Genomic DNA, 21,608 nt, shown 5'->3' with positions numbered 1-21,608 from the left:
GACGCGGCAAAGCCTACCCCCGCCGCGCGATTGCGCGCGTGGTTGGACGAGGAGGTCGCGGCGCAGACGCTGCGATGGCGGTTATGGGCGCCGGTCGCGTTCGGCGCCGGCGCCGCGGTCTATTTCGCCCTGCGGATCGAGCCGCCGTTGTGGCCTCTATTGCTGGGCGCAGTCGTCGCCTTTGCGGCCTGGATCGCGGCGAGGCGGCGGGGATGGGCGCGGCGCCTGACTTGGCCGCTGTTGATGATGGCCTGTGTCGCCGGCGGTTTGGCGGCCGCCAAGGTCCGCACCGAAATGGTCGCCGCACCAATCGCGCCCGTAATGAGCGAGCCGACCGTGATCGAGGCCTGGGTCGTGGACGTCGACAGTCCTGGCCAGAGGGGCGCGCGGATCGTGATCGCGCCGGTCTGGATACGCGGGCTGACGCCCGAACAGACGCCCGTGCGTTTGCGGGCGACGGTGCGGGGCGAACCGCCCCGACCCGGCGAGGCGATCCGACTGTTCGGCATCCTTAATCCGCCACCGGCGCCGCCAGCCCCGGCGCCTATGATTTCGGCCGCAACGCCTTCTTCCAAGGTATGGGCGGTGTGGCCTTCGCCTTGGGTGAGACACGGCTGGCCGATCTCGCGCCGCCCCCATGGCGGCTTCGGTTGGCGATGGCCGTAAATGGCGCGCGTTATGCCTTGGCGGAGCGGATCGTGGCGCGCCTGGGCGAGCGGACGGGCGGAATCGCCGCCGCCATGACCACCAGCCACGAAACCTGGATCAGTCAGGAGGACATGGACGTCATGCGGGATTCCGGCTTGGCGCTCATCCTGTCGGTGTCCGGGCTGCACATGGCCATCGTCGGCGGTTTCGTCTTCTTCGCCGTGCGGCTGGGCGTGGCGGCCTGGCCTTGGTTGGCCCTGCGGGTTCACGGCAAGAAGGTCGCGGCGGTGGCCGGGCTGACGGCGGTGGGCGTCTATCTGGTGGTGTCGGGTGCGCCGCCGCCGGCCGAGCGAGCGGCCATCACTGCCTCTATCGCCTTTCTGGCCATCCTGCTGGATCGGCAGGCGGTGACGATGCACGGCCTGGCCGTCGCGGCCTTCATCGTCCTGGCCATCCAGCCGGAAGCCATCGTCACTCCGGGCTTCCAGATGTCGTTCGCGGCGACCGCCGCCTTGGTCGCCCTGGTTGAGGCCTGGCCCAAGCGGACGCGAGAGATTTCCGCCCCGTGGCCGATCCTGGCGATCCAGCGGTTCGGCGGATGGCTGACGGCGGCCGTCGCGGCCAGCGTCGTGGCGGGGCTAGCAACCGGGCCGTTCGCCATGCAGCATTTCAATCGCACGGCCATGTACGGGCTGTTGGCGAACCTGGGCACTTCGCCAGTCGCAGACTTCATCCTGATGCCGGCCCTGGCCATCGGCGCGGCGCTGGAGCCGATGGGATTGGGCGGGCCGTTCCTGGCGATTGCGGGATGGGGCGTCGATCTGATGCTGGCGATCGGAACCTGGACGGCGGGGCTGCCGGGGGCGGTGAGGACTGTCGCCAGCGCGCCGGACTATGTCCTTCCGATTGCGTTCCTGGGAGTGCTGTTCGTCTGTCTGTGGCAGGGACGATTGAGGTGGTTGGGCCTGCCGCTGGCGGCGGCCATTCTGGTCTGGCCGCGCGCCCCGACGCCGGATCTGTGGATCGGAGACGGGGGGACAAACGCCGCATTTCACCGCGAGAAGGAGGCGGTTGTCGTCAGGCCAGGCGTCCGAGAGTTCGCCGTCGATCTGTGGTCGCGGCGGCGCGGCCTGACCATGACGGATCGGTCTGAGGCGGGCTGGGTCTGCGAGCGCTTTTCTTGTCGGCCAGAAGCTGAGCGGGTCGGTCCGGTCGCGATCTGGTGGGGACGCAAGGCTCCTGGTCCGGACCAGATGGAGGCCCTATGCCGCGCGGCGCCCGTCATCAGCGTGCGCGCGGCCGTCACATCGATTCCAAGCGCTTGTCAGGAACGCCTGGTGCTCGACGGCGTCGATTTCGCCAGAGGCGGCGCGGTCGAGTTATGGCGTGTCAGTCCGCCTGAAACGGGCCGATGGCGCGCCGTCTGGACGGCCGACGTGCGGGGCGACCGCCCCTGGGCACGCCAGCCGAACCCGGACGTCAGTGATAGCGGCGCATGAGGCCGACCAGCTTGCCCTGAACGGCGACCTGATCCGACCCGTAGATCTTGGTTTCGTAGTTGCGGTTGGCGGGCTCAAGCGCGATGGAGGCGCCCTTCTTGCGAAGCCGCTTCAGCGTCGCGTGTTCGCCTTCGACTAGCGCCACGACGATCTCGCCCGAGGAGGCGTTGTCGGTCGATTTGATGACCACCATGTCGCCGTTCAGAATACCCGCCTCGATCATCGAATCGCCTTCGATTTCCAGCAGATAATGTTCGCCCGAACCCAACATGGATTCCGGGACGGGATAGCGCGCCGTCTCGTGCTCTATGGCGTCGATGGGCGTGCCTGCGGCGATCTTGCCCATCAACGGTAGCTCCCGGGTGTCATTGGCTGCGAGCGGCGCCAGGGTGCGGCCGCCGCCACCTTCGATGACATCAGGTTTGAACCCGGCCCGGCCGCGCGGCGCGCCGGCCGTGGCCTGTTCGGGCAGTTTGGTGACTTCCAGGGCGCGGGCGCGGTGGGCGAGGCGGCGGATGAAGCCGCGTTCTTCCAGCGCCGTGATCAGCCGGTGAATGCCCGACTTGGACGCCAGATCCAGCGCCTCCTTCATCTCGTCGAACGAGGGAGACACGCCGGTCTCCTGGATCCGTTCGTGGATGAACATCAGCAGTTCGTGCTGTTTGCGCGTGAGCATCGCCAGGCCCTCATGCGCCCGCCGACGAATCGGAACGGGCCGTGAACATTTGTCGATGTTCTGTAAGTGTTCCTTCCTAATGTCAACTTAACAGCGCCCTTGGGACACCGCGTGACGCGAGGAAGGCGATCAGGCCGCCAGCAGTTGCCGCGTCGCCGCCTCGACATCCGCCTGACGCATCAGGCTCTCCCCGACCAGAATGGCCTGCGCATGGGCGGCCGAGACGCGCTCGACGTCCTCGGGCGTGAAGATGCCGCTTTCGGCGACCAGCAGGGCGCGGACAGGGCTGAGCATCGACAGGCGCTCGGTCACTTCCAGATCGACCTCGAAGGTGCGCAGCGACCGATTATTGACCCCGACCAGATCGCCCCCGAGCGCACAGGCGCGGGCCATCTCTTCTTCGTCATGGGTTTCGATCAGGGCGTCCATGCCGAAGCGTTCGGCCTCGGACAGCAGTTCTGCAGCCAGCCGATCATCGACCATGGCCAGGATGATCAGGATGCAGTCGGCGCCCAAAGCGCGGCTCTCGGCGACCTGCCAGGGATCGACCAGGAAATCCTTGCGCAGGCAGGGCAGGGCGACCGCATCACGAGCCTGGCCCAGGTAGGCGTCATCGCCCTGGAAACTGGGGTCGTCGGTCAGTACCGAGAGGCACGCCGCGCCGCCCGCCTGGTAAGCACGCGCCAGGGCCGGCGGGTCGAAGTCGGGCCGGATCAGCCCTTTGGACGGACTGGCCTTCTTGATCTCGGCGATCAGGGCGGGACGGCCGGTTTCTTCTACCACACGCTCAAGGGCGGCGCGGAAACCACGCGGAGCCGAAGCGGTGCGGGCCAACGCCTCGATCGCGTCCTGCGAGGTCGCGGCCATGCGGGCGGCGACGTCTTGGCGCTTGTAGGCGGCGATACGGTCCAGAACGTCGGTCATGCGGGATCTTGGCTTTCCAGCGGCGTGGAGGTGATGCGGGCCAGACGCTCCAGCGCCTGGGCAGCCCGGCCGTCGTCTATGGCGGCGGCGGCGAGGATAGCGCCTTGGGCAAGGTCGGTCGCCCGGTCCGATACCACGAGGGCGGCGGCGGCGTTCAGCAGCACGATGTCGCGGTACGGACCGGCCGCGCCCGCCAGCAGGGCGCGCAGGGCGACGGCGTTCTCCTCGGCGTCGCCGCCACGGATGTCTTCGATGGAGGCGCGGGGCAGGCCGGCGTCCTCGGGCGTGACCTGGAAACGGTGAACCGCGCCGTCCTTCCATTCCGCGACTTCGGTCGATCCAGAGGTCGCCAGTTCGTCCAGGCCCTGGCCGTGAACGGTCCAGGCTCGCGTCGCGCCAAGGCGGCCCAGCACCTCGGCCAGAGGCTCCAGCAGGCGGGGATCATAGACACCCATGACCTGGCGTTTTGCAGCCGCCGGATTTGAAAGCGGCCCCAAAAGATTGAAAACGGTGCGGAAACCGATCTCGGCCCGCACGGGGCCGACATGCCGCATGGCCCCGTGGTAGGCGGGGGCGAAGAGGAAGCAGATGCCGGCTTCGTCCAGCGCTTTCCTCTGTTGAGCCTGATCCGCCATCAGGTTCACGCCCAGGATCGATAGAACGTCGGAAGACCCTGATTTCGAAGACATCGCCCGGTTGCCGTGCTTGGCGACCTTCAGGCCCGCGCCGGCCAGAACGAGGGCGGCGGCCGTGGAAATGTTGTAGGTGTGCTGACCGTCGCCGCCGGTGCCGCAGGTGTCGATCACCTCGTACGGATGATCCAGCGTCAGCGCCGCCTCCCGCATGGCGCCGGCGAAGGCGGCGATTTCGTCCACCGTCTCGCCGCGCATCCGCATGGCGGTGACGGCGGCGGCGACTTGCGACGGGGTCGGCTCGCCGCGCAGGCAGGCGGCGAAGAAGTCGTGCGCCTGTTGCGATGTCAGCGGATGGCCCTCGACCAGTCGGGCGAGGATCGGCTTGAATCCGTCCCCCACCGTCAGGCGGCCGCGAGGCGTTTCACGCCGGCGATCTCCAGGAAGTTGGCCAGCATGTCGTGACCGTGTTCGGTGGCGATGGATTCCGGGTGGAACTGCACGCCGTGGATAGGGCGGGTGCGATGCTGCAGGCCCATGATCTCGCGATCGGCGGTCCAGGACGTGACCTCCAGACAGTCGGGCAGGGTCTCGCGCTTCACGGCCAGCGAATGATAGCGGGTGGCGGTGAAGGGCGAGGGCAGGCCGGCGAAGACGCTCTGGCCCTCGTGCAGGATCGGCGAGGTCTTGCCGTGCATCAGGGTTTTGGCGCGGATCACGTCGCCGCCGAAGGCCTGGCCTATCGCCTGATGGCCCAGGCAGACGCCCAGGATCGGCATCGACGCCGGCGCGGTCTCGATCAGCGGCAGGCAGATGCCGGCCTGGTCCGGCGCACAGGGGCCGGGCGACAACAGCACGGCGGCGGGGTTCAGCGCCCACGCTTCGTCCACCGTCAGGTCGTCGTTGCGCACCACATGCGTCGGCGCGCCCAACTCCGCGAGGTAGTGGACGAGGTTGTAGGTGAAGCTGTCGTAGTTATCGACGACGAGGATCATGGCTTGGCTTCTAGGCTCGACGGGCGTCCGCGCCAAGCGGGCGCGGCGGTAAAGCGCATTTTAACCCGACCCGGAGATAAATGCGGCTGTGAAACTCGCTGCTGAAAAAGATATCGCCGCCAAGATCGCCGCCGCCAAGGCGAAGCTGGTCGTGGTCGAGACGAAGCCCAACCCGGTCGCCGCCCTCGGCGCCGCTGCATTCGCCGCGACGGCGGCCGTGCTGATGGCGGGCGTTGTCATCGTCGGCCCTGGCGTTCACTTCGACGATCCGACGATGACCGTTACGCGCTAACGATTGCCGGTGCGGAAGCGCCAGGCGTCATCGGCCGCCCGCATCGGCGCGCGTGCCTTGTGCTGGGTTTCGGCATATTCGGCCGCAGGATCGCTGTCTGCGACCACGCCCGCGCCGGCCTGGACGAAAATCCGGTCGTCGGCGAACAGGGCGGTGCGCAGAGTGATGCAGATGTCCGCCTCGCCGCCTGCCGAGATATATCCGACGCCGCCGCCGTAGCCGACGCCGCGCTTTTCGCTCTCCAGCTCGTCGATGACCTCCATGGCCCGAACCTTTGGCGCGCCCGACAGGGTGCCGGCGGGAAGGGCCGCCAGCAGGGTGTCGACGGCGTCCAGCTTCGGATCGGCCTTGCCGCGCACGTTGGAGACGATGTGCATGACCTGGCTGTAGCGTTCGACGACGAAGCTCTCGGTCACCTCGACCGTGCCGGGTGCGGCGACGCGACCGACATCGTTGCGGCCTAGGTCCAGCAGCATCAGATGCTCGGCCCGTTCCTTGGGATCGGCCAGCAGTTCGACTTCCAGCGCCTTGTCCGCCTCTGGCGTCGCGCCCCGCATGCGGGTGCCGGCAAGCGGGCGGATGGTGACCTCGCCGTCCTTCAGCCGAACCAGAATCTCGGGGCTGGAACCGGCCAGCTGAAAGCCCTCGAAGTTCAGATAGAACAGATAGGGCGAGGGGTTCTGGCGACGCAGGGACCGATAGAAGGCGAACGGATCCTCGGTCCAGGGCGCTGAAAACCGGTGGCTGAGCACGACCTGGAAGATGTCGCCCGCGCCGATGTAGTCCTTGGCCTTAGCGACCATCTCGCCGAATGCGGCTTCGTCCACGGCTGAGGTGAAGGTCGGCGCCCGCGTTTCCTGCGGCGCGGCGCGGACGGGCAGGGGCTCGCGCAGCGCGGTTTCGAAGGCGTCCAGTCGCGCGACGGCGGCGTCGAAAGCCTCGCGCACTGCGATGCCGGCGTCGGGATAGGCGGCGGAGACCAGAACGATCTCGTGGCGCACGGAATCGAAGATGGCGACCAGCGACGGACGGGTCAGAACGGCGTCCGGCAGATCCAGCTGATCGGGGTTGGGCGCGCCCAGCGGCTCCAGCAGGCGAACCATGTCGTAACCGAAGACACCGAACAGGCCGGCGGCCATGGGCGGCAGGCCATCGGGCAGGTCGAACTTCGACGCCGCGATAAGCGCGCGCAGCGATTGCAGCGTCGGCAGGGCTTCAGCCGTGAACCGGCCTTCGGCGATGGCCGGCCCGCGCGACAGTTCCGCCGCGTTCGAACGACAGCGCCAGACCACGTCCGGGTCCAAGGTCAGGATCGAATAGCGACCCTTGACCGCGCCGCCTTCGACCGATTCCAGCAGACAGGCGTAGGGCCGGTCGCGACCCAGTTTCAGATAGGCCGAGACGGGTGTTTCCAGGTCGTCGATGATCCGGCGCACCACTACCTGCGGCCGACCCGCCGAAAGGCCGGCGGCGAAGGCGGTGAAGTCTGCTTGCCCAGACGCAGCCTCGGTCATTGCGCCGGGGCTGCGGGCGTCGCGTCGGCCGAGAGGCCCAGGGCCGAGCGCGCCTGAACCGGGTCGTTCTTGGCCTTGGAGCGCTGGGCGCCGGCGGCGAAGGACGTCTCGACCATGGCCTGGACCAGTTCCTGCGTCAGGCGCGGACGAACCTGTTCGGCCAGCGGGCCTGCCACGGCGGGATTGGCGGCAAGGACGTTATCGACGCGACCAACGACGTAGGCGGTCTGCGACGCGGGTTGCGAGAAGGCCTGGCCCTTGGACTGGCCGAACAGACCTTGCAGCACGCCCTGACCCAGCGAGTCCTGCGTCGCCTGGTTGCGAACGACGCCGGTGCGGACCGTCAGGGGCGCATTGACCGAGCGGGCGACTGCGGCGATGTCCTCGCCGTTGCGGACGCGGGTGGTCAGTTCTTCCGCCTTGGTCGAAAGACGAAGCATCGTCTCGCGCTGGATCCATTGGGCCGTCAGGGGCTCGCGCACCTCGGCCAAGGTCGGCAGGGCCGACGGACGGATGTCGTTCACGCGCACGGCGAAATACTGGCCCTGGCCGGCGTCGATCACGTCGCTTTCGCCGCCCTTGGTCAGGCCCCAGGCCGTCTCGAAGATTTGCGGCGGGGCGTTCAGCGCCTGACCGTTCGGCAGCTTGCCGTCCTTGGTGAAGGGCGGCAGATCGACCACGCGACCGCCGGCTTCGCGGGCGGCGTCGGCCAGGTTCTTGCCGGCCGTGCGGGCGGCTTCGTACTTCTCGACCTTGGCGTAGGTCTGGGTCTTCACGTCTTCGGTGCGCAGTTCCTGGATCAGTTCTTCACGTGCGCTCTCCAGCGTCGCAGGCGCTGCGGGCTGGATGGCGGTGACCTTGGCCACGGCGAAGCCGACGCCGGCCTGGACCGGGTCGGAAACCTGGTTGGCTTGCAGACCGAAGACGGCGCCGGCCGTCGCGGCGTCGCCGATGGCCGAACGCGGAGTGGCGTCGAACGTTGCGGGCGTGACGTTGTTGGCGCGACCGGCGTCGACCGGCGACTGGCCGGCGCGCAGGGCGGCGGCGATCTTCTGGGCCGTTTCGCGGTTCGGCGCCGTCAGGGTGACGAAGGTGCGGGTCTCGGGCTTGCCCAGAGTGTCCTTCTTGAACTCGAAACGCTCGCGGACGCGATCGTCCGAAATCGGCGTTGCGGCCGAGGCTTCAGGCGTGAACAGGACGACGGAGACCATGCGGAACTCCGGCGCACGCAGGCGTTCGGCGTTTTCCTGGATGAAGGCGTTCAGCTGGGCGTCGGTCGGCGCGGGGACCTGGCCCGCCATTGCAGACGTGACCTCGAACCAGCGACCGTCGCGGCTTTCGAAGGCCGAGCCGGCCAGCAGCGCGCCATAGATGCGCGGAACGCGGGCGCCGGCGAAGACGGCCGCGCCGAAATGTTCGGTGACGTATTGGTCGCGCAGGTCCTGTTCCAGCATGGCCGGGGTCAGGTTCTGCTGGGCCAGGGCGGCCTCATAGGCCTGTTGGTCGAACTGGCCGGTGACCGAGTTGAAGAAGGCCGGGATTTGGCGGATCTGCTTGACGATCAGTTCCTTGCCGGGGCGGATGCCCGCGTTCCAGGCCCAGTTCAGGAAGCCCAGCTGCTGGGTCTGCTCGGTCAGGAACCGGGTGTGGATGTTCTCTGCGACCAGTTCCTCGTTAGTCAGAGGACGGCCGACCTGCTGCTGCAGGCGTTCACGCACCTGATCGAAGGCCGTGCGGAACTCCAACTCGTTCATCGAACGATCCCCCGCGTCGATGACGTGCTTGGGACCCAGGTTCGAGAACACGTCCATCCGCGCGCCGACGATCACGAAGCTGATCGCGATCAAGACAAGGAGGGCGGCCGCCCATTTGGATCGAGAGAAGGCGCGGAAGGCGGTGAGCATTCGAAAACCCGAGACTGGCCGAGATTGGGGCCGATGTTGGCGTCAGTGGTCGCGTATAGTCGGGCCGGGCACGCTGCTGCAAGGACGGCATCGTGTTCGGATTGCGGCGGCCCCCCTTGGCTTCGCGGTTTTCGCCTTCTAGAGAGGCGGCCATGAAACAATCCGTGAAGTTGATCGTCGGCAATTGGAAGATGAACGGCCTGTCGGCCGCCCTGGCGCAGGCTGAAATGATAAAAGACGCCGTCAGCGCAGCAGGGCAGGGGGCCAGGGTCGTCCTGTGCCCGCCGGCCACGCTGATTGACCGGATGCGTACGGCGCTGGCCGACAGCGGCGTCGCCGTGGGCGGTCAGGACTGCCATGAAAAGCCGGTCGGCGCCTTCACCGGCTCGGTATCGGCGGAAATGCTGGCCGATGCGGGCGCGACCGTCGTGATTCTTGGGCATTCGGAACGCCGCGCCGCCTTTGGCGAGACCGATGCGGATGTCGCCGCCAAGGTCGAGGCTGCCATCGCTGCGGGGCTGGAGCCCATCGTCTGCGTCGGCGAAACCCTGGAGCAACGCGAGGCGGGCAAGGCTGTCGCCGTGGTGTCCGCACAGGTCGAGGCTTCCTTGCCGACGGGCCTGTCCGAGCGCGACTTCGCCGTGGCCTATGAGCCGGTATGGGCCATCGGGACCGGTCTGACGCCGACGCTGGAACAGATCGCCGAAGTCCATGCCGCCATCCGTGCCGCCATGATCAAGCGGCTGGGCGACAGCGCGCGAACCGCGCCGATCCTTTACGGCGGCTCGGTGAAGCCCGAAAACGCCCGAGACATTCTGGCCACGCCGGAAGTCGGCGGCGCCCTGGTCGGCGGGGCGTCGCTGAAGGCCGAAGATTTCATGCCTATCGTCAAAGCGGCCGCCTGACGTTTGCTCCGGGCCGGCTTCGATGATAGAGGCCGCCGCTTGATCGGCGCAGATCCGCGCCCACATGAATGACGCCATGCTCCAGACCATCCTGCTCGTCGCCATCATCATCATCGCCGTGTCCCTGACGGGCGTGGTGCTGCTTCAACGTTCCGAGGGCGGCGCCCTGGGCATGGGCGGCGGACCGTCGGGCTTCATGACGGCGCGTGGCGCAGGCAACCTTCTGACGAAGGTGACCTGGATCCTGGCCTTCCTGCTGTTCGGCCTGACCATCGTCCTGACCGTCGTCGGCAACATGGACCGCGCTTCGGTCTCGGTGATCGACGCCGACGCCGTCGGCTCGCTGGCCACCACGCCGCAGACGCAGCAGCAGGCGCCCGCCCAGCAACAGCCCGCCGCTCCGGCCCAGCCGACGGCTCCGTCACTGGACGATCTGGAAGCCAGCCTGCCGTCGGCGACGACGGCGCCGGCCCAGCAGCCCGCCCAGTAACGGTCAGGCCAACGATCCGACTTCCCGAAAGCGCGCCGCAGGGCGCGCTTTCTTCTTTTGATCAACAGTTCGATTCGCAGCGGGCGATGCGCCGCACGCGAATCATGGAGTAAGGTGTCCGCCCATGGCTCGCTATGTGTTCATCACCGGCGGCGTGGTTTCCTCGCTAGGAAAAGGCCTCGCCTCCGCCGCTCTCGGCGCTCTTCTGCAGGCGCGTGGTTACAAGGTCCGTCTGCGCAAGCTGGACCCCTATCTGAACGTCGATCCGGGCACGATGAGCCCGTACCAGCACGGCGAGGTCTTCGTGACCGACGACGGCGCCGAGACCGACCTGGACCTGGGCCACTACGAGCGGTTCACCGGCGTATCGGCGGCCAAGTCCGACAACATCACCACCGGCCGGATCTATTCGACCATCCTGGAGAAGGAACGGCGCGGCGACTATCTGGGCGCGACCGTCCAGGTCATTCCGCACGTCACCGATCAGATCAAATCCTTCTGCCTGACCAAGGCCCTTACCGATGACGGTGAAGAGGTCGATTTCGTCCTGGTCGAGATCGGCGGCACGGTCGGCGACATCGAGGGCCTGCCCTTCTTCGAAGCCATCCGTCAGCTGGGCCAGGATCTGCCGCGCGGTCAGTCGTGCTTCGTCCACCTGACGCTGCTGCCCTTCATCAAGACCGCCGGCGAGATGAAGACCAAGCCGACGCAGCACTCGGTCAAAGAGCTTCGCTCGATCGGCATCCAGCCGGACATCCTGCTGTGCCGGTGTGAGTTCCCGATCCCGGCGGAAGAGAAGCGCAAGATCGGTCTGTTCTGCAACGTCCGCGAAAGCGGCGTGATTCAGGCGATGGACTCGGCCGACATCTACGCCGTGCCGCTGGATTACCACCGCGAAGGTCTGGACCGCGAAGTCCTGGCCCATTTCGGCATCGACGACGCACCTGAGCCCGACCTGACGATGTGGCAGGAGATCGCGCGCCGACGCCTGCATCCCGACGGCGAAGTCACCATCGCCGTGGTCGGCAAATATACTGTGCTCAAAGACGCATATAAGTCCCTGATCGAGGCCCTGCATCACGGCGGGGTGGCCAACAACGTCAAGGTCAACATCGACTGGGTCGAGGCCGACACCTTCGAAGGCGACCCCGAGGCCTGCGAACAGCGGCTGCAAGGCGCCCACGCCGTTCTGGTGCCGGGCGGATTCGGCGAGCGTGGCTCGGAAGGCAAGATCGAAGCGGCGCGGTTCGCCCGCGAACGCAACATTCCCTATTTCGGCATCTGCTTCGGCATGCAGATGGCGGTGATCGAGGCGGCGCGAAACCTGGCCGGCTATCCCAAGGCCTCGTCCACCGAGTTCGGTCCGACCGCCGAGCCGGTTGTCGGCCTGATGACCGAATGGACCCAGGGCAACCAGCGGGTCCTGCGTCAGCAGGGCGGCGACCTGGGCGGCACCATGCGCCTGGGCGCCTATGATTCGACCTTGATGGCCGGGTCGAAGATCGCCGAGATTTATGGCTCCACCGCCATCAGCGAGCGTCACCGCCACCGCTACGAGGTCAACATCAACTATCGCGAGGCGATCGAGCAGAAGGGCGGGCTTGTCTTCGCCGGCCTGTCGCCCGACGGCGTCCTGCCCGAAACGGTCGAACGCCCGGACCATCCCTGGTTCATCGGCGTCCAGTATCACCCGGAGCTGAAGAGCCGACCGTTCGCGCCTCACCCGCTGTTCGCCAGCTTCATCGGCGCGGCCGTGGTGCAAAGCCGCCTCGTCTGACGGAACGCCGTTCACGGACTCGGTCAGGTCTGCGTTATGCAGTATGATGCCCAGAACGGATCGATTTGACCCAATCCGGGATGTGGCGGGACCGTCGATGATCGGCGAGTTGCTTTATCACCTGCACCAGCATGTCCGCCTGGTGCTGATCGCCGGCGGGCTGATGCTCGTCCTTGGCGTGATTTTGCTCGGCTATGAGGCCGTGCGGCATAGGGGCGAGCCGCCGGCCCGCCCGGCCGAAGCCGGGCAGGCCTGAGCCGTCAGTCGATCTTCAGCCTCATGAAGATCATCGCCCCATCAGGATCGCCGCCGTAAAGCGGCTCCAGAGCCGTCGGCACACGGTTCATTGCATAGAGACCACCGAGGCCGAACCGGACGTGTTCGGCGATCCGCCAGTCACGCACCACGCCGACCGACGCCTTGCCAACCGTGTAGAGCGGACCGTGGCCGCCGCCGACGCCGGGAACCAGCTCATCCGTCTCGATCCGTTCGGCGCGGGCGAAGACCGTCCAGCGGTCGTTGGGGTGGACGGCGGACTCCAGCAGCCAGCCGTCTTTCGACTCGTCGTGATCGTTGGTCTTGCGGCCCCAGGCCAAGGTCGAGGACCACCAGCCGGTCTCGCCCAGTCGCCGGGTATGGATGGCGCTGGCCGACCATTTGGTCTCGTCCTCGTCCGGCTCCAGCTGTTCCGGCGCGGACACATCGGCGTAGGAGGCCTGGAGCGACCATTCGTCGGTCGGGTTCCAGGCCGCCCGCACGGACCAGCTGTCCAGCCGTGGCGAATCGATGCCCCAGCGTTCCTCGTCCGGTTCGCGTCCCTTGAAGGCCGAGGTCTCGATCTTAAACCGATCATGCGCCCAGCCCAGGGTCGTCACGCCGAAGACGATATGGGTCGAGTCCAGCCAGTGGTGGGTGATCGGCGCCTCGGGGCTGTCCATCGCGCTCATGCGGTGCATGAAGGCGGGTGGCCCAAAGGCGGGCTCGCCCGGCAGGCCGATGTAGCCATAGACGCTGTCCTTGTCTGACAGACGCTTCGAATAGCTGGCCGACAGCTCCATGAAGAGATCGTGCGGATGCTGGCGATCGACCAGCGGACTGACCCCGTCCGCCGTCTCGCCTGCCGCAAGCAGCAGCGGATAGCCGGACTTGCCCATCACCGGGTCGGGGCTGAGCATGGCGCGCAGGTTCAGCGTCGAACCGTCGTTGAAGTCGCGCCGCGCCGAGGTCATCAGCATGCCGGAGACGAAGGTCTTGTCGCCCCCGCGCGGGCCGGACTGGGTGTCATAGACCAGGTTGAACATGGCGTGGCTCATCACCATCCAGTCGCCTCGGACGCTGTGTATGCCGCCATGTTCGCCGGCGTCGGGTTGCCAGCCGGTGCCCGAGGCGTCGCGGCTCATGGGCCAGGGGCCATAGGGGCTGGTCATCGCATGACCCATGCTGGCGTGATCAACTGGCGTCGCATCTGACATCGGCATGGGCATGTCGTGGCCAGCGTGCGGGTCCGCCGACGGTGCGGTCGTGGTTGGTTGAGCGTGTTGGGAGTGATCCTGCGCCGCCGCAGCCTGAGCCAGCGCGAGCAGGGATACGCCGGCGCAGGCGCCGACGAGAATGCGGATAGCCATTCAAGGCCTCCTCTGATGATCGTGACGGAATGCGCCCTCGTAAGGCGCGAGCGGTGTCAGACGATCAGGAGGCGTGGCGGGCCGGGTTCGGGCGACAGAAGCCGACCGACAGGCATGTCGATCAGTCCGGCGGCGAGACGCGCGGGTGAGACCTTCAAGCCGGACAGGGGCGCGGGATCCAGTGTCGGCGTCGCCACGCAGGCGACGCAGCAGACCATCGCCTTCATGGCCTTGGGGGCGTGACCGGGGGCCTCGCCCGGCATGGGCTGGCCTGTTTCATGGCAAGGCGCTGCCGCAGCAGGGGACGCGGACTCGCCGACCGTGCCGAGCGCCAGCACCGCCAGGGCGCCGATCAGCAGCAACAGGGATTGAAGGATCTTCACCGCGTCAGGATAGGCGTCGGGGCGATGCGCCGCAATGCGTCAACGGGCCGGCTTCTTGTCCACCAGCGGCAGGCCGGGGGCGTCGGGGGCCGCCGAACCACCTTCGCCCAGCGCCCGCTGCATGAAGACGACATCGCGCCAGTCGTCATGCTTCCATCCTGCGGCCTTGAACAGACCCGCGTCGGTGAAGCCGCGCGTGCGATGCAGGGCGATAGACCCTGTGTTCTCGGAATCGCCGATCACCGCCACCATCTGACGAAGCCCCATCGCCTCGCAGCGCGCGATCAGCGCATCCAGCAGGGCGCCGGCGACGCCGCGTCCCCTGGCCCAGGGCGCGACATAGATCGAGTCCTCGACCATGTAACGATAGGCCTGACGCGTTCGGAAAGGCCCGGCATAGGCGTAGCCTGCGACCGCGCCCTCGATCTCGACCACAAGTCGCGGCAGGACCAAAGCCTCGACCCCGGCCAGCCGCGACGCCATTTCGATCTCGTCAGGCGCCTCCAGCTCGAAAGTCCCGCGACCATTGGCGACGCTCTCGGCGTAGATGGCCGTTATCGCGGCGATGTCGTCGGGACGGGCGTCGCGAACCGTCGGTGCGCTCACGCCTTCTCCCAGCCCTTGTCGATGGCCCAGACGGCGAAGGCGTAGTCGTGGGCGACTTCCTTCAGATAGTCGAACCGGCCGGCGGCGCCGCCGTGTCCGGCCTCCATATTGATCTTCAGCAGCACCGGCTTGCCTGAGGTGGTCGCGGGTCTCAGCTTGGCGACCCACTTCTCCGGCTCCCAATAGGTGACGCGCGGATCGGACAGGCCACCTGTGGCAAGCACCGCCGGATAGGCCTTGGGCTCGACCTGATCGTAGGGGCTGTAGCTCATCATGTAATCGTAGGCGGCCGGGTCTTCGATAGGGTTGCCCCACTCGGGCCATTCCGGCGGCGTCAGCGGCAGGGAGGTGTCGCTCATGGTGTTGATCACATCGACGAAAGGCACCTGGCCGATGATGCCGGCCCACAGGTCGGGACGCATGTTGTTGACCGCGCCCATCAGCAGGCCGCCGGCCGATCCGCCTTGGGCCACGATGTTTCCGGCTGCGGCGTATTTGCGACCGATCAGATGTTCGGCGGCGGCGATGAAGTCGGTGAAGGTGTTCTTCTTCGTCATCTTCCTCGCGTCGAGGAACCAGCCCCAGCCCTTGTCGGACCCGCCGCGAATATGAGCGATGGCGTAGATCCAGCCGCGATCCACCAGCGACAGACGGTTTGTCGAGAAGCTGGCGGGCATCGGGATGCCGTAGGAGCCGTAGCCGTAGAGCAGCAGGGGCGCGGAGCCATCCACCGGGGTGGATTTGCGGCGCAGCACCGTCACCGGCACCAGCTGTCCGTCCGAAGCGGGGGCGTTCAGCCGCTCGACCACATAGTCTCCGATATTGTGGCCCGACGGAATCTCCTGCGTCTTGCGCAGGGTCCGCTCGCGCGTCGCCATGTCGTAGTCGAAGGTCTGGGTCGGGGTTGACGGCGAGTTGTAGGCGTAGCGGGTGGTCGTCGTCTCAAACTCGGATGCGCCGGCCAGCGACAGGGCGAAGGCGGGTTCGTCGACGGCGATCTCGTGCTCGGCGCCGGAGCGGTCGCGGATGATGATGCGCGTGTTGGCGTCGGCGCGTTCCTGGCGCGCCAGGTGGTCGTTCGTCAGGTCCAGGCCTTCGATGAAACGACCGGGCGTGTGGGGGACCAGGTCGGTCCAGTTCGCCTTGGACGGCGTTGCAGTCGGGGCCTGGACGATCTTGAAGTCTATGGCGTCGTCGGCGTTGGTGCGGATCACCCAGCGGTCGCCCCAGTGATCGACATCGTAGCGGATGGCGACCACGCGCGGCTCCAGCACCACGGGTTCGGCCGTCGGCGTGGCGGCGGGGATGTAACGCGCCTCCGACGTTTCCTGGTTCTGGATGCCGATGACGATGAACTGGTCGTCGGCCGTTCGGCCCACACCGATGAACATGCCGTCGTCGGCCTCTTCATAGACCAGAGTGGTCTCGCCGCCCTTGGCCGGACGGCGGAAGATCTTGTCGGGACGGCCGTTGTCGTCGCGGTTGGTCCAGAAGATCCACTGGCTGTCCGGCGAGAAGACGAAGTCGCCGGTGGCGCTGTCGATCACGTCGGGCAGGATCTCGCCGGTCGCCAGATCCTTGACGTAGATCTTGTGGACCTCGGAGCCCTGCGCGTCCTCGGCATAGGCGAACAGGGTGTGATCGGGGCTGTGGCTCGCGGCCGAGACTTCGGAATAGGCCTTGCCCTTGGCCAGTTCGTTGGCGTCCAGCAGCAGTTGGGGCGTGGGGGCCATGACGAAGTTCTTCGTCACCGGCTGACCATCCATCATCCATGTGCCCTGGCGCTCTACGCGCATGTATCGAGGATGCTGATCGCCTGTCTGGTATTCGACGTAGTAGTTCCAGCCGCCATCCGGCGCGGGGACGGAGCTGTCGTCTTCCTTGATGCGACCGCGCATCTCCGCAAACATTGTCTGCTGCAGCGGCAGGGTGGAGGCCATCATGGCCTCGCGATAGGCGTTCTCGGCCGTCAGATGCTCCTTGACCTCGGCCTTGATCAGGGTCGGGTCGCGCAGCACGGCCTGCCAGTTGTCGTCCTTCATCCACTGATAGTCGTCGGTCCGGGTGCGGCCCAGCTGCTCGATGACTACGGGAATCTTCTTGGCGACGGGCGGTTGAGGCATGGGAGATCCGGTGGACTGGCGGGCGAGCGCGGGGGAGGCCGAGGCGGCGACCGCCGTCGCAGCGGTGGACATGATCAGTTGCCGACGATTCATCGGTCGCTCCCCTTGATAGCCGAAGGCGAAGTTTGGGCGCGGCGGGCGTCGAACGTCAAATGAAGAAACGCTGCGGCGCGTCAGCCCGCCAGCGCGTCCACCGTCATCCGTTGCAGCAGTTCGCCCCCTTGGCCGATGGCCGCCAGGCGGCTGGTGACATGGCCCAGCACATTGGCGGCATAGACTTCGTAGAGGTCCAGCTTGCCTTGCAGCCAGGCCGGATCTCCGTCCTGCGCATCCAGCTTCGCCTTGGCCGCCAGCGCGCCCTTGGCCAGCATCCAGCCGCCGACGACGTCGCCCAGCAGTTTCAGATAGGCGTCCGCCGCCGCCAGCACGTCTGCCGCTGCATTCGGATCGGCCTTCTGATCCAGCAGCCAGAGCGTGGCGTCCTGAACCGCCTCGATGGCCGTCGCGAACCGTTCGACAGGCTTGCCGCTGTAAAGGGCGCCGAGATCGATCAGGGTGGCCTTCATGTCCGCGATCAGAGCCTTGGCCGATTCGCCGCCGTCCATCGACAGCTTGCGCCCGACCAGGTCCATCGCCTGGATGCCGTTGGTGCCCTCGTAGATCGGAGCGATGCGTGCGTCGCGATAGTATTGAGCCGCGCCGGTCTCCTCGATGAAGCCCATGCCGCCGTGGATTTGGATCCCCATCGAGGAGACCTCGCAGCCGACATCGGTGGACCAGGCCTTGGCGATGGGGGTGAACAGGTCCTCGCGGCCCTTCCAGCGACGACGCTCTTCTTCGGTCCCGGCGTGCTTGGCCAGATCGGCGGCGACGCCGGTGGCCAGGCAGATGCCGCGCGCGGCCGAAGTCTTGGCCTTCATAACGCTCAACATCCGGCGCACGTCGGGATGGTCGAAGATCGGGGCGTTGGCTTCGCCGGTCCAGACCGAACGGCCCTGGCGGCGGTCCAGCGCATAGGCGAGGGCGTGCTGGTAGGCGCGTTCGGCGATGCCGACGCCCTCGACGCCGACGGCCAGGCGTGCGGCGTTCATCATCACGAACATATGGGCCAGGCCCTGGTTCGGCTGACCGACCAGTTCGGCGGTCGCGCCTTCATAGCTCATGACGCAGGTGGGGGAGGCGTGGATGCCCAGCTTGTGCTCGACCCCGACTGGGCGGAAGGCGTTGCGGTCCCCCAGGGTCCCGTCGTCATTGACCGCGAATTTGGGCGTAAGGAACAGGCTGATGCCCTTGGGGCCCTTGGGCGCATCGGGCAGACGGGCCAGCACCAGATGCACGATATTGTCGGTGGCGTCGTGATCGCCCCAGGTGATGTAGATTTTCTGGCCGTTCAAAGCGTAGGTGCCGTCGCCGTTCGGGGTCGCCGTGGTGATCAGAGAGCCCAGATCGGAGCCAGCACCGGGCTCCGTCAGCACCATGGCCCCGGTCCATTCGCCGCTGACCAGTTTGGTCAGATATTTGGCCTTCTGCTCTTCCGTTCCAACCTGTTCCAGCGCCTCGATGGAGGCCAGGGACAGCATGGGGCAAAGGCCGAAGGCCATATTGGCGGCATGGACGGTCTCGTAAGCCGCGAGTTCAAGCGCCTTGGGCAGGGCCTGACCGCCGGCCTCTGTCGGGGCGGACAAGCCGGTCCATCCCCCAGCCGCAAACTGGCGATAGGCGTCGGCGAAGCCCGGCGCGGCGGTGACCGAGCCGTTGGCGTAGGTCGAACCTTTCTGGTCGCCGATCCGGTTCAACGGCGCCAGCACCTCTTCGGAGAACTGGCCCGCCGCTTCCAGCACGGCAAAAGCGACATCGGCGTCATAGTCGGGAAAGGCGCCGGTCGCCGCCACATCGGCCATGCCGGCCACCGCCTCCAGGGTGAAGGCCAGGTCTCGAACGGGGGCGCGGTAGGTCATGGGTTTCCTCAATCGTCGTTGCGGCCTAAGTGCCGCGTCGGGGCCGGTCGCTGCAAGCGTCTTGGCGACGCGCCCCATCTGAGTGCAAGGTGACGTAGTGCCGTCACGGAAGGGAAGACATGGGCGAGCCCCGCAATCGATATTCGACCGTTTCCCTGCTGTTTCACTGGGGCATCGCCCTGGCGGTTCTGCTCCAGGTGCTGCTGATCACGGCGCATGAGAATACGGAAGGGCCGATTTCGGGCCAGTTCGTGATGCTGCACAAGTCGCTGGGCCTGACGATCCTGACGCTGACCCTGGCGCGGATCGGCTGGCGGCTGGCCCATCCGGCCATCCCTCTGCCGTCCGGTCTGCCGAGCTGGCAACGGATTGCCGCGCGGGTCAGCCATGTGCTGTTCTACCTCGCGCTGATCGTAATCCCCATGACCGGTTGGCTGGCGTCGTCGGCTGGCGGGCGCGCGATCGAATGGTTCGGCCTGTTCGCCTGGCCGCTGCTGCCCATCGGCGGCGGACGCGACGCGGCGCGCAGCCTGATGGGTCTGCATGAGCTGGCGGTGAAGGGCCTCTACGTCCTGATCGCCCTGCATGTCCTGGCGGCGCTGAAGCATCAGTTCATCGACCGGGACAATGTGCTGCACCGGATGATCCCGATCATCCCCCGCCGACCGTGAGCGAGACCCCGGATCAGGCGGCGCAGGCGCTGGCGAACGGCGATCTGATCCTGATGCCGACCGAGACGGTCTATGGGCTGGGCGCCGATGCGGGCAATGCCCAGGCGGTCGCGGCTATCTTCTCCGCCAAGGGAAGACCTAGGTTCAACCCGCTGATTTCCCACGTCGTCGACGCGGATGCGGCGGCGGCCATCGGAGCATTCGGTCCGGCGGCACGCGCATTGGCCGAGGGCTTCTGGCCCGGTCCGTTGACCTTGGTTGTGCCGGTGCGCGATGCGGCGCGGGTCTGCGATCTCGCTCGCGCCGGGTTGGACAGCGTCGCGATCCGGGTGCCGGCCCATCCTTTGGCGAGGAAAGTGCTGTCGGCGTTCGGCGGGCCCGTCGTGGCGCCGTCGGCCAATCGCTCGGGACGGCCAAGCCCCACGACGTTGGTCGATGCGGTGGACGAGACGGGCTTTGCGGTCACCGCCGCCGTCGATGGTGGCCCTTGCCAAGTCGGCCTGGAGAGCACGGTCGTGTCGGTGCTGGACGGACGTGTCGCCCTGCTGCGGCCGGGCGCCGTCACCCGGGTCGAGATCGAGGCGCTCGTCGGCCCGCTGGCGGACAGCGGAGAAGGACATCGGTCGCCCGGGCGGTTGGCTCTGCACTACGCACCGGACGCTCCGGTCAGGATCGAGGCGCTTGGGGTGAAGAGTGGCGAAGTGCTGCTGGGGTTTGGCCCCGGCGTCGGTGATCCGCGCTGGAGTTTGAGCCCGTCTGGCGACCTGCGAGAGGCGGCGGCCAATCTGTTTCGGCTTCTGCGCGAGGCGGACCGGACGCATCCAGTCGGAATCGCCGTTTCGCCGATCCCGATGACCGGATTGGGCGAGGCCATCAATGATCGGTTGAAACGAGCCGCAGGCTTCGTCGGTTAGCCGAACCGGGCCTGGAGATCGACGCTGGACTGACGGCCGACACTGGGCAAGCAGGTCGTGAGCCAGTCGTCCGCAGCGGCGCGACCGCGCGCCTTCAGGTCATTGAGGAAGCCCCATTCGGTATTGAACTTTGACCGCAGCGACAGGTCCGATAGCCAGCCGTCCGCTTCAATGGCGTGCAGGCGGACGTGGCGATAGGGGCCTGATCCGCCGCCCTTCAGCTGGCCTTGGGCGATCAGCTCGCCGGCCAAGGCGATGGCGCGCAGTTCGGCGACCAGCGGCGCGTTGAAGACGATCTCGTTCAGTCGATCCACAATGTCGCCGGCGCTGCGGGGCGTCTCGTCGCGCGCCAGGGGGTTCAGCGTCACCAGCAGCACGTCGTCGGGCGTGTCATCGCCGGTCAGGGGCCAAAGCGGCGGATTGGTCAGATAGCCGCCGTCCCAATAGAGCTCGCCGTCGATCTCGACCGCCTGGAACAGATGGGGCAGGCAGGCGGAGGCCATCAGGACATCGGCATTGATCTCGTGCGTCTCGAAAAGCCGGGTCTTGCCTTGGCGCACGGCCGTGGCGGCGACGAAGAGCTTTATGTCCGAGGCCTGGACCGCGCCGAAATCGACGGCCGCCTTCAGAACCCGGTTCAGAGGATTGTGGTTCAGAGGATTGAATTCATAGGGGCTCATGGACATCGCCAGCGTTTCGCCGGCGCGCCAGAACGGGTTGTCCTTGATCCAGTCGGGTGGTTGGGCGGCGTTCCACATGGCGCTGTCGCCGAAGACGTTTCGACCACCGGACTGGTTCACCTCGCGCCACAGCTTGTCCAGCGCCGCACGGGCGTCGCCGGTCGCGAGGCCGGATACTAGGGCCGCGCCGTTCATGGCCCCGGCCGAGACGCCGGACACCGCGCGGACATCCAGCCGGTCGTCTTCCAGCAGCCGGTCGAGCACGCCCCACTGAAAGGCGCCGTGCGCGCCGCCGCCCTGAAGCGCGAGACAGACGGGGCGACGCCCCGTGGGAGCGGGCAGATCTTCCGCCGGTTGGGCGGTCTTGCGTTTGAAGATCGCCATGTTCGCCC

21 protein-coding genes are annotated in these 21,608 nt (G+C 67.1%); 9 read left to right on the top strand and 12 right to left on the bottom strand.

The window, feature by feature from the left end:
• Positions 1-42 precede the first annotated feature (42 nt).
• Together ACP693_RS11635 and ACP693_RS11630 are read left to right on the top strand one after the other, a co-directional pair.
• Positions 43-666: a DUF4131 domain-containing protein gene (locus ACP693_RS11635; RefSeq protein WP_426016715.1), complete on the top strand. Its 624-nt coding sequence runs from the start codon at positions 43-45 to the stop codon at positions 664-666.
• On the top strand, positions 657-2,147 hold the full coding sequence (locus ACP693_RS11630; RefSeq protein WP_426019569.1) for a ComEC/Rec2 family competence protein: 1,491 nt from the start codon (positions 657-659) through the stop codon (positions 2,145-2,147). The genes ACP693_RS11635 and ACP693_RS11630 overlap by 10 nt, the downstream gene beginning before the upstream one ends.
• Here ACP693_RS11630 and lexA read toward each other — a convergent pair.
• From lexA to ACP693_RS11610, 4 genes are all read right to left on the bottom strand, one after another.
• Entirely contained in the window at positions 2,128-2,823 is a 696-nt protein-coding gene (lexA, locus tag ACP693_RS11625) for a transcriptional repressor LexA (RefSeq protein ID WP_426016717.1), read from the bottom strand. The genes ACP693_RS11630 and lexA overlap by 20 nt on opposite strands.
• 129 nt (positions 2,824-2,952) lie before the next feature.
• Positions 2,953-3,747 (bottom strand): indole-3-glycerol phosphate synthase TrpC, encoded by a 795-nt coding sequence (trpC, locus tag ACP693_RS11620; RefSeq protein ID WP_426016718.1) that lies wholly within the window; start codon positions 3,745-3,747, stop codon positions 2,953-2,955.
• Positions 3,744-4,781, bottom strand: a complete 1,038-nt coding sequence (gene trpD / locus ACP693_RS11615; protein WP_426016719.1) for an anthranilate phosphoribosyltransferase — start codon at positions 4,779-4,781, stop codon at positions 3,744-3,746. Before trpD ends, trpC begins: the two co-directional genes overlap by 4 nt.
• A gap of 2 nt (positions 4,782-4,783) precedes the next feature.
• Complete coding sequence (locus ACP693_RS11610) at positions 4,784-5,374, bottom strand: anthranilate synthase component II (RefSeq protein ID WP_426016721.1); 591 nt, start codon at positions 5,372-5,374, stop codon at positions 4,784-4,786.
• Positions 5,375-5,462: 88 nt separating this feature from the next.
• Between ACP693_RS11610 and ACP693_RS11605 the strand changes: the two genes are divergently transcribed.
• Positions 5,463-5,666 (top strand): peptidoglycan-binding protein, encoded by a 204-nt coding sequence (locus tag ACP693_RS11605; RefSeq protein ID WP_425983967.1) that lies wholly within the window; start codon positions 5,463-5,465, stop codon positions 5,664-5,666.
• Here the strand turns inward: ACP693_RS11605 and trpE are convergent.
• Both trpE and ACP693_RS11595 read right to left on the bottom strand, forming a co-directional pair.
• Positions 5,663-7,180, bottom strand: a complete 1,518-nt coding sequence (trpE, locus tag ACP693_RS11600; protein WP_426016722.1) for an anthranilate synthase component I — start codon at positions 7,178-7,180, stop codon at positions 5,663-5,665. The genes ACP693_RS11605 and trpE overlap by 4 nt on opposite strands.
• Entirely contained in the window at positions 7,177-9,084 is a 1,908-nt protein-coding gene (locus ACP693_RS11595; protein ID WP_426016723.1) for a peptidyl-prolyl cis-trans isomerase, read from the bottom strand. Before ACP693_RS11595 ends, trpE begins: the two co-directional genes overlap by 4 nt.
• Positions 9,085-9,236: 152 nt before the next feature.
• Here ACP693_RS11595 and tpiA point away from each other — a divergent pair, with 152 nt between their 5' ends.
• From tpiA to ACP693_RS11575, 4 genes are all read left to right on the top strand, one after another.
• Positions 9,237-9,989 (top strand): triose-phosphate isomerase, encoded by a 753-nt coding sequence (tpiA, locus tag ACP693_RS11590; protein WP_426016725.1) that lies wholly within the window; start codon positions 9,237-9,239, stop codon positions 9,987-9,989.
• A gap of 64 nt (positions 9,990-10,053) precedes the next feature.
• Positions 10,054-10,479, top strand: coding sequence for a preprotein translocase subunit SecG (gene secG / locus ACP693_RS11585; RefSeq protein WP_346495273.1), 426 nt, complete (start codon positions 10,054-10,056; stop codon positions 10,477-10,479).
• A gap of 124 nt (positions 10,480-10,603) precedes the next feature.
• A complete protein-coding gene (locus ACP693_RS11580) occupies positions 10,604-12,256 on the top strand; it encodes a CTP synthase (protein ID WP_426016727.1) in 1,653 nt (550 codons plus the stop codon).
• 97 nt (positions 12,257-12,353) lie between these two features.
• A complete protein-coding gene (locus tag ACP693_RS11575; RefSeq protein ID WP_426016729.1) occupies positions 12,354-12,512 on the top strand; it encodes a hypothetical protein in 159 nt (52 codons plus the stop codon).
• A 4-nt stretch (positions 12,513-12,516) separates the two neighbouring features.
• Here the strand turns inward: ACP693_RS11575 and ACP693_RS11570 are convergent, their stop codons facing one another.
• The 5 genes from ACP693_RS11570 to ACP693_RS11550 all read right to left on the bottom strand — a co-directional run bounded on the left by ACP693_RS11570 (position 12,517) and on the right by ACP693_RS11550 (position 18,951).
• Positions 12,517-13,881 (bottom strand): hypothetical protein, encoded by a 1,365-nt coding sequence (locus ACP693_RS11570; RefSeq protein ID WP_426016730.1) that lies wholly within the window; start codon positions 13,879-13,881, stop codon positions 12,517-12,519.
• A gap of 56 nt (positions 13,882-13,937) precedes the next feature.
• Positions 13,938-14,264, bottom strand: coding sequence for a hypothetical protein (locus ACP693_RS11565; RefSeq protein WP_426016732.1), 327 nt, complete (start codon positions 14,262-14,264; stop codon positions 13,938-13,940).
• Positions 14,265-14,303: 39 nt separating this feature from the next.
• The gene (locus ACP693_RS11560; protein ID WP_426016733.1) at positions 14,304-14,870 is read right to left on the bottom strand and encodes a GNAT family N-acetyltransferase; all 567 of its coding nucleotides are present in this window, start codon (positions 14,868-14,870) and stop codon (positions 14,304-14,306) included.
• Entirely contained in the window at positions 14,867-17,086 is a 2,220-nt protein-coding gene (locus ACP693_RS11555) for a S9 family peptidase (RefSeq protein ID WP_426016734.1), read from the bottom strand. Before ACP693_RS11555 ends, ACP693_RS11560 begins: the two co-directional genes overlap by 4 nt.
• A gap of 80 nt (positions 17,087-17,166) precedes the next feature.
• On the bottom strand, positions 17,167-18,951 hold the full coding sequence (locus ACP693_RS11550) for an acyl-CoA dehydrogenase (protein WP_426016735.1): 1,785 nt from the start codon (positions 18,949-18,951) through the stop codon (positions 17,167-17,169).
• Positions 18,952-19,070: 119 nt separating this feature from the next.
• Here ACP693_RS11550 and ACP693_RS11545 point away from each other — a divergent pair, with 119 nt between their 5' ends.
• Positions 19,071-19,622, top strand: a complete 552-nt coding sequence (locus ACP693_RS11545) for a cytochrome b (RefSeq protein ID WP_426016737.1) — start codon at positions 19,071-19,073, stop codon at positions 19,620-19,622.
• On the top strand, positions 19,619-20,536 hold the full coding sequence (locus ACP693_RS11540) for an L-threonylcarbamoyladenylate synthase (protein ID WP_426016739.1): 918 nt from the start codon (positions 19,619-19,621) through the stop codon (positions 20,534-20,536). Before ACP693_RS11545 ends, ACP693_RS11540 begins: the two co-directional genes overlap by 4 nt.
• Here ACP693_RS11540 and ACP693_RS11535 read toward each other — a convergent pair.
• Positions 20,533-21,600: a patatin-like phospholipase family protein gene (locus ACP693_RS11535; protein ID WP_426016741.1), complete on the bottom strand. Its 1,068-nt coding sequence runs from the start codon at positions 21,598-21,600 to the stop codon at positions 20,533-20,535. The two genes, ACP693_RS11540 and ACP693_RS11535, sit on opposite strands and share 4 nt — an antisense overlap.
• Positions 21,601-21,608 lie beyond the last annotated feature (8 nt).

Origin of the sequence: Brevundimonas sp. TWP1-3, from assembly GCF_049896085.1 — a bacterium.
Classification (GTDB): domain Bacteria; phylum Pseudomonadota; class Alphaproteobacteria; order Caulobacterales; family Caulobacteraceae; genus Brevundimonas.
The sequence above is the reverse complement of the archived record's forward strand: the minus strand, read 5'-3'. Positions and strand labels throughout refer to the sequence as shown.

Excerpts from the sequence above, each read along its gene's own strand:
- ACP693_RS11630 (WP_426019569.1), top strand. The coding sequence starts at position 657 with ATGGCCGTAAATGGCGCGCGTTATGCCTTGGCGGAGCGGATCGTGGCG.
- lexA (WP_426016717.1), bottom strand. The coding sequence starts at position 2,823 with ATGCTCACGCGCAAACAGCACGAACTGCTGATGTTCATCCACGAACGG.
- trpC (WP_426016718.1), bottom strand. The coding sequence starts at position 3,747 with ATGACCGACGTTCTGGACCGTATCGCCGCCTACAAGCGCCAAGACGTC.
- ACP693_RS11610 (WP_426016721.1), bottom strand. The coding sequence starts at position 5,374 with ATGATCCTCGTCGTCGATAACTACGACAGCTTCACCTACAACCTCGTC.
- trpE (WP_426016722.1), bottom strand. The coding sequence starts at position 7,180 with ATGACCGAGGCTGCGTCTGGGCAAGCAGACTTCACCGCCTTCGCCGCC.
- ACP693_RS11595 (WP_426016723.1), bottom strand. The coding sequence starts at position 9,084 with ATGCTCACCGCCTTCCGCGCCTTCTCTCGATCCAAATGGGCGGCCGCC.
- tpiA (WP_426016725.1), top strand. The coding sequence starts at position 9,237 with ATGAAACAATCCGTGAAGTTGATCGTCGGCAATTGGAAGATGAACGGC.
- secG (WP_346495273.1), top strand. The coding sequence starts at position 10,054 with ATGAATGACGCCATGCTCCAGACCATCCTGCTCGTCGCCATCATCATC.
- ACP693_RS11580 (WP_426016727.1), top strand. The coding sequence starts at position 10,604 with ATGGCTCGCTATGTGTTCATCACCGGCGGCGTGGTTTCCTCGCTAGGA.
- ACP693_RS11575 (WP_426016729.1), top strand. The coding sequence starts at position 12,354 with ATGATCGGCGAGTTGCTTTATCACCTGCACCAGCATGTCCGCCTGGTG.
- ACP693_RS11570 (WP_426016730.1), bottom strand. The coding sequence starts at position 13,881 with ATGGCTATCCGCATTCTCGTCGGCGCCTGCGCCGGCGTATCCCTGCTC.
- ACP693_RS11555 (WP_426016734.1), bottom strand. The coding sequence starts at position 17,086 with ATGAATCGTCGGCAACTGATCATGTCCACCGCTGCGACGGCGGTCGCC.
- ACP693_RS11550 (WP_426016735.1), bottom strand. The coding sequence starts at position 18,951 with ATGACCTACCGCGCCCCCGTTCGAGACCTGGCCTTCACCCTGGAGGCG.
- ACP693_RS11545 (WP_426016737.1), top strand. The coding sequence starts at position 19,071 with ATGGGCGAGCCCCGCAATCGATATTCGACCGTTTCCCTGCTGTTTCAC.
- ACP693_RS11535 (WP_426016741.1), bottom strand. The coding sequence starts at position 21,600 with ATGGCGATCTTCAAACGCAAGACCGCCCAACCGGCGGAAGATCTGCCC.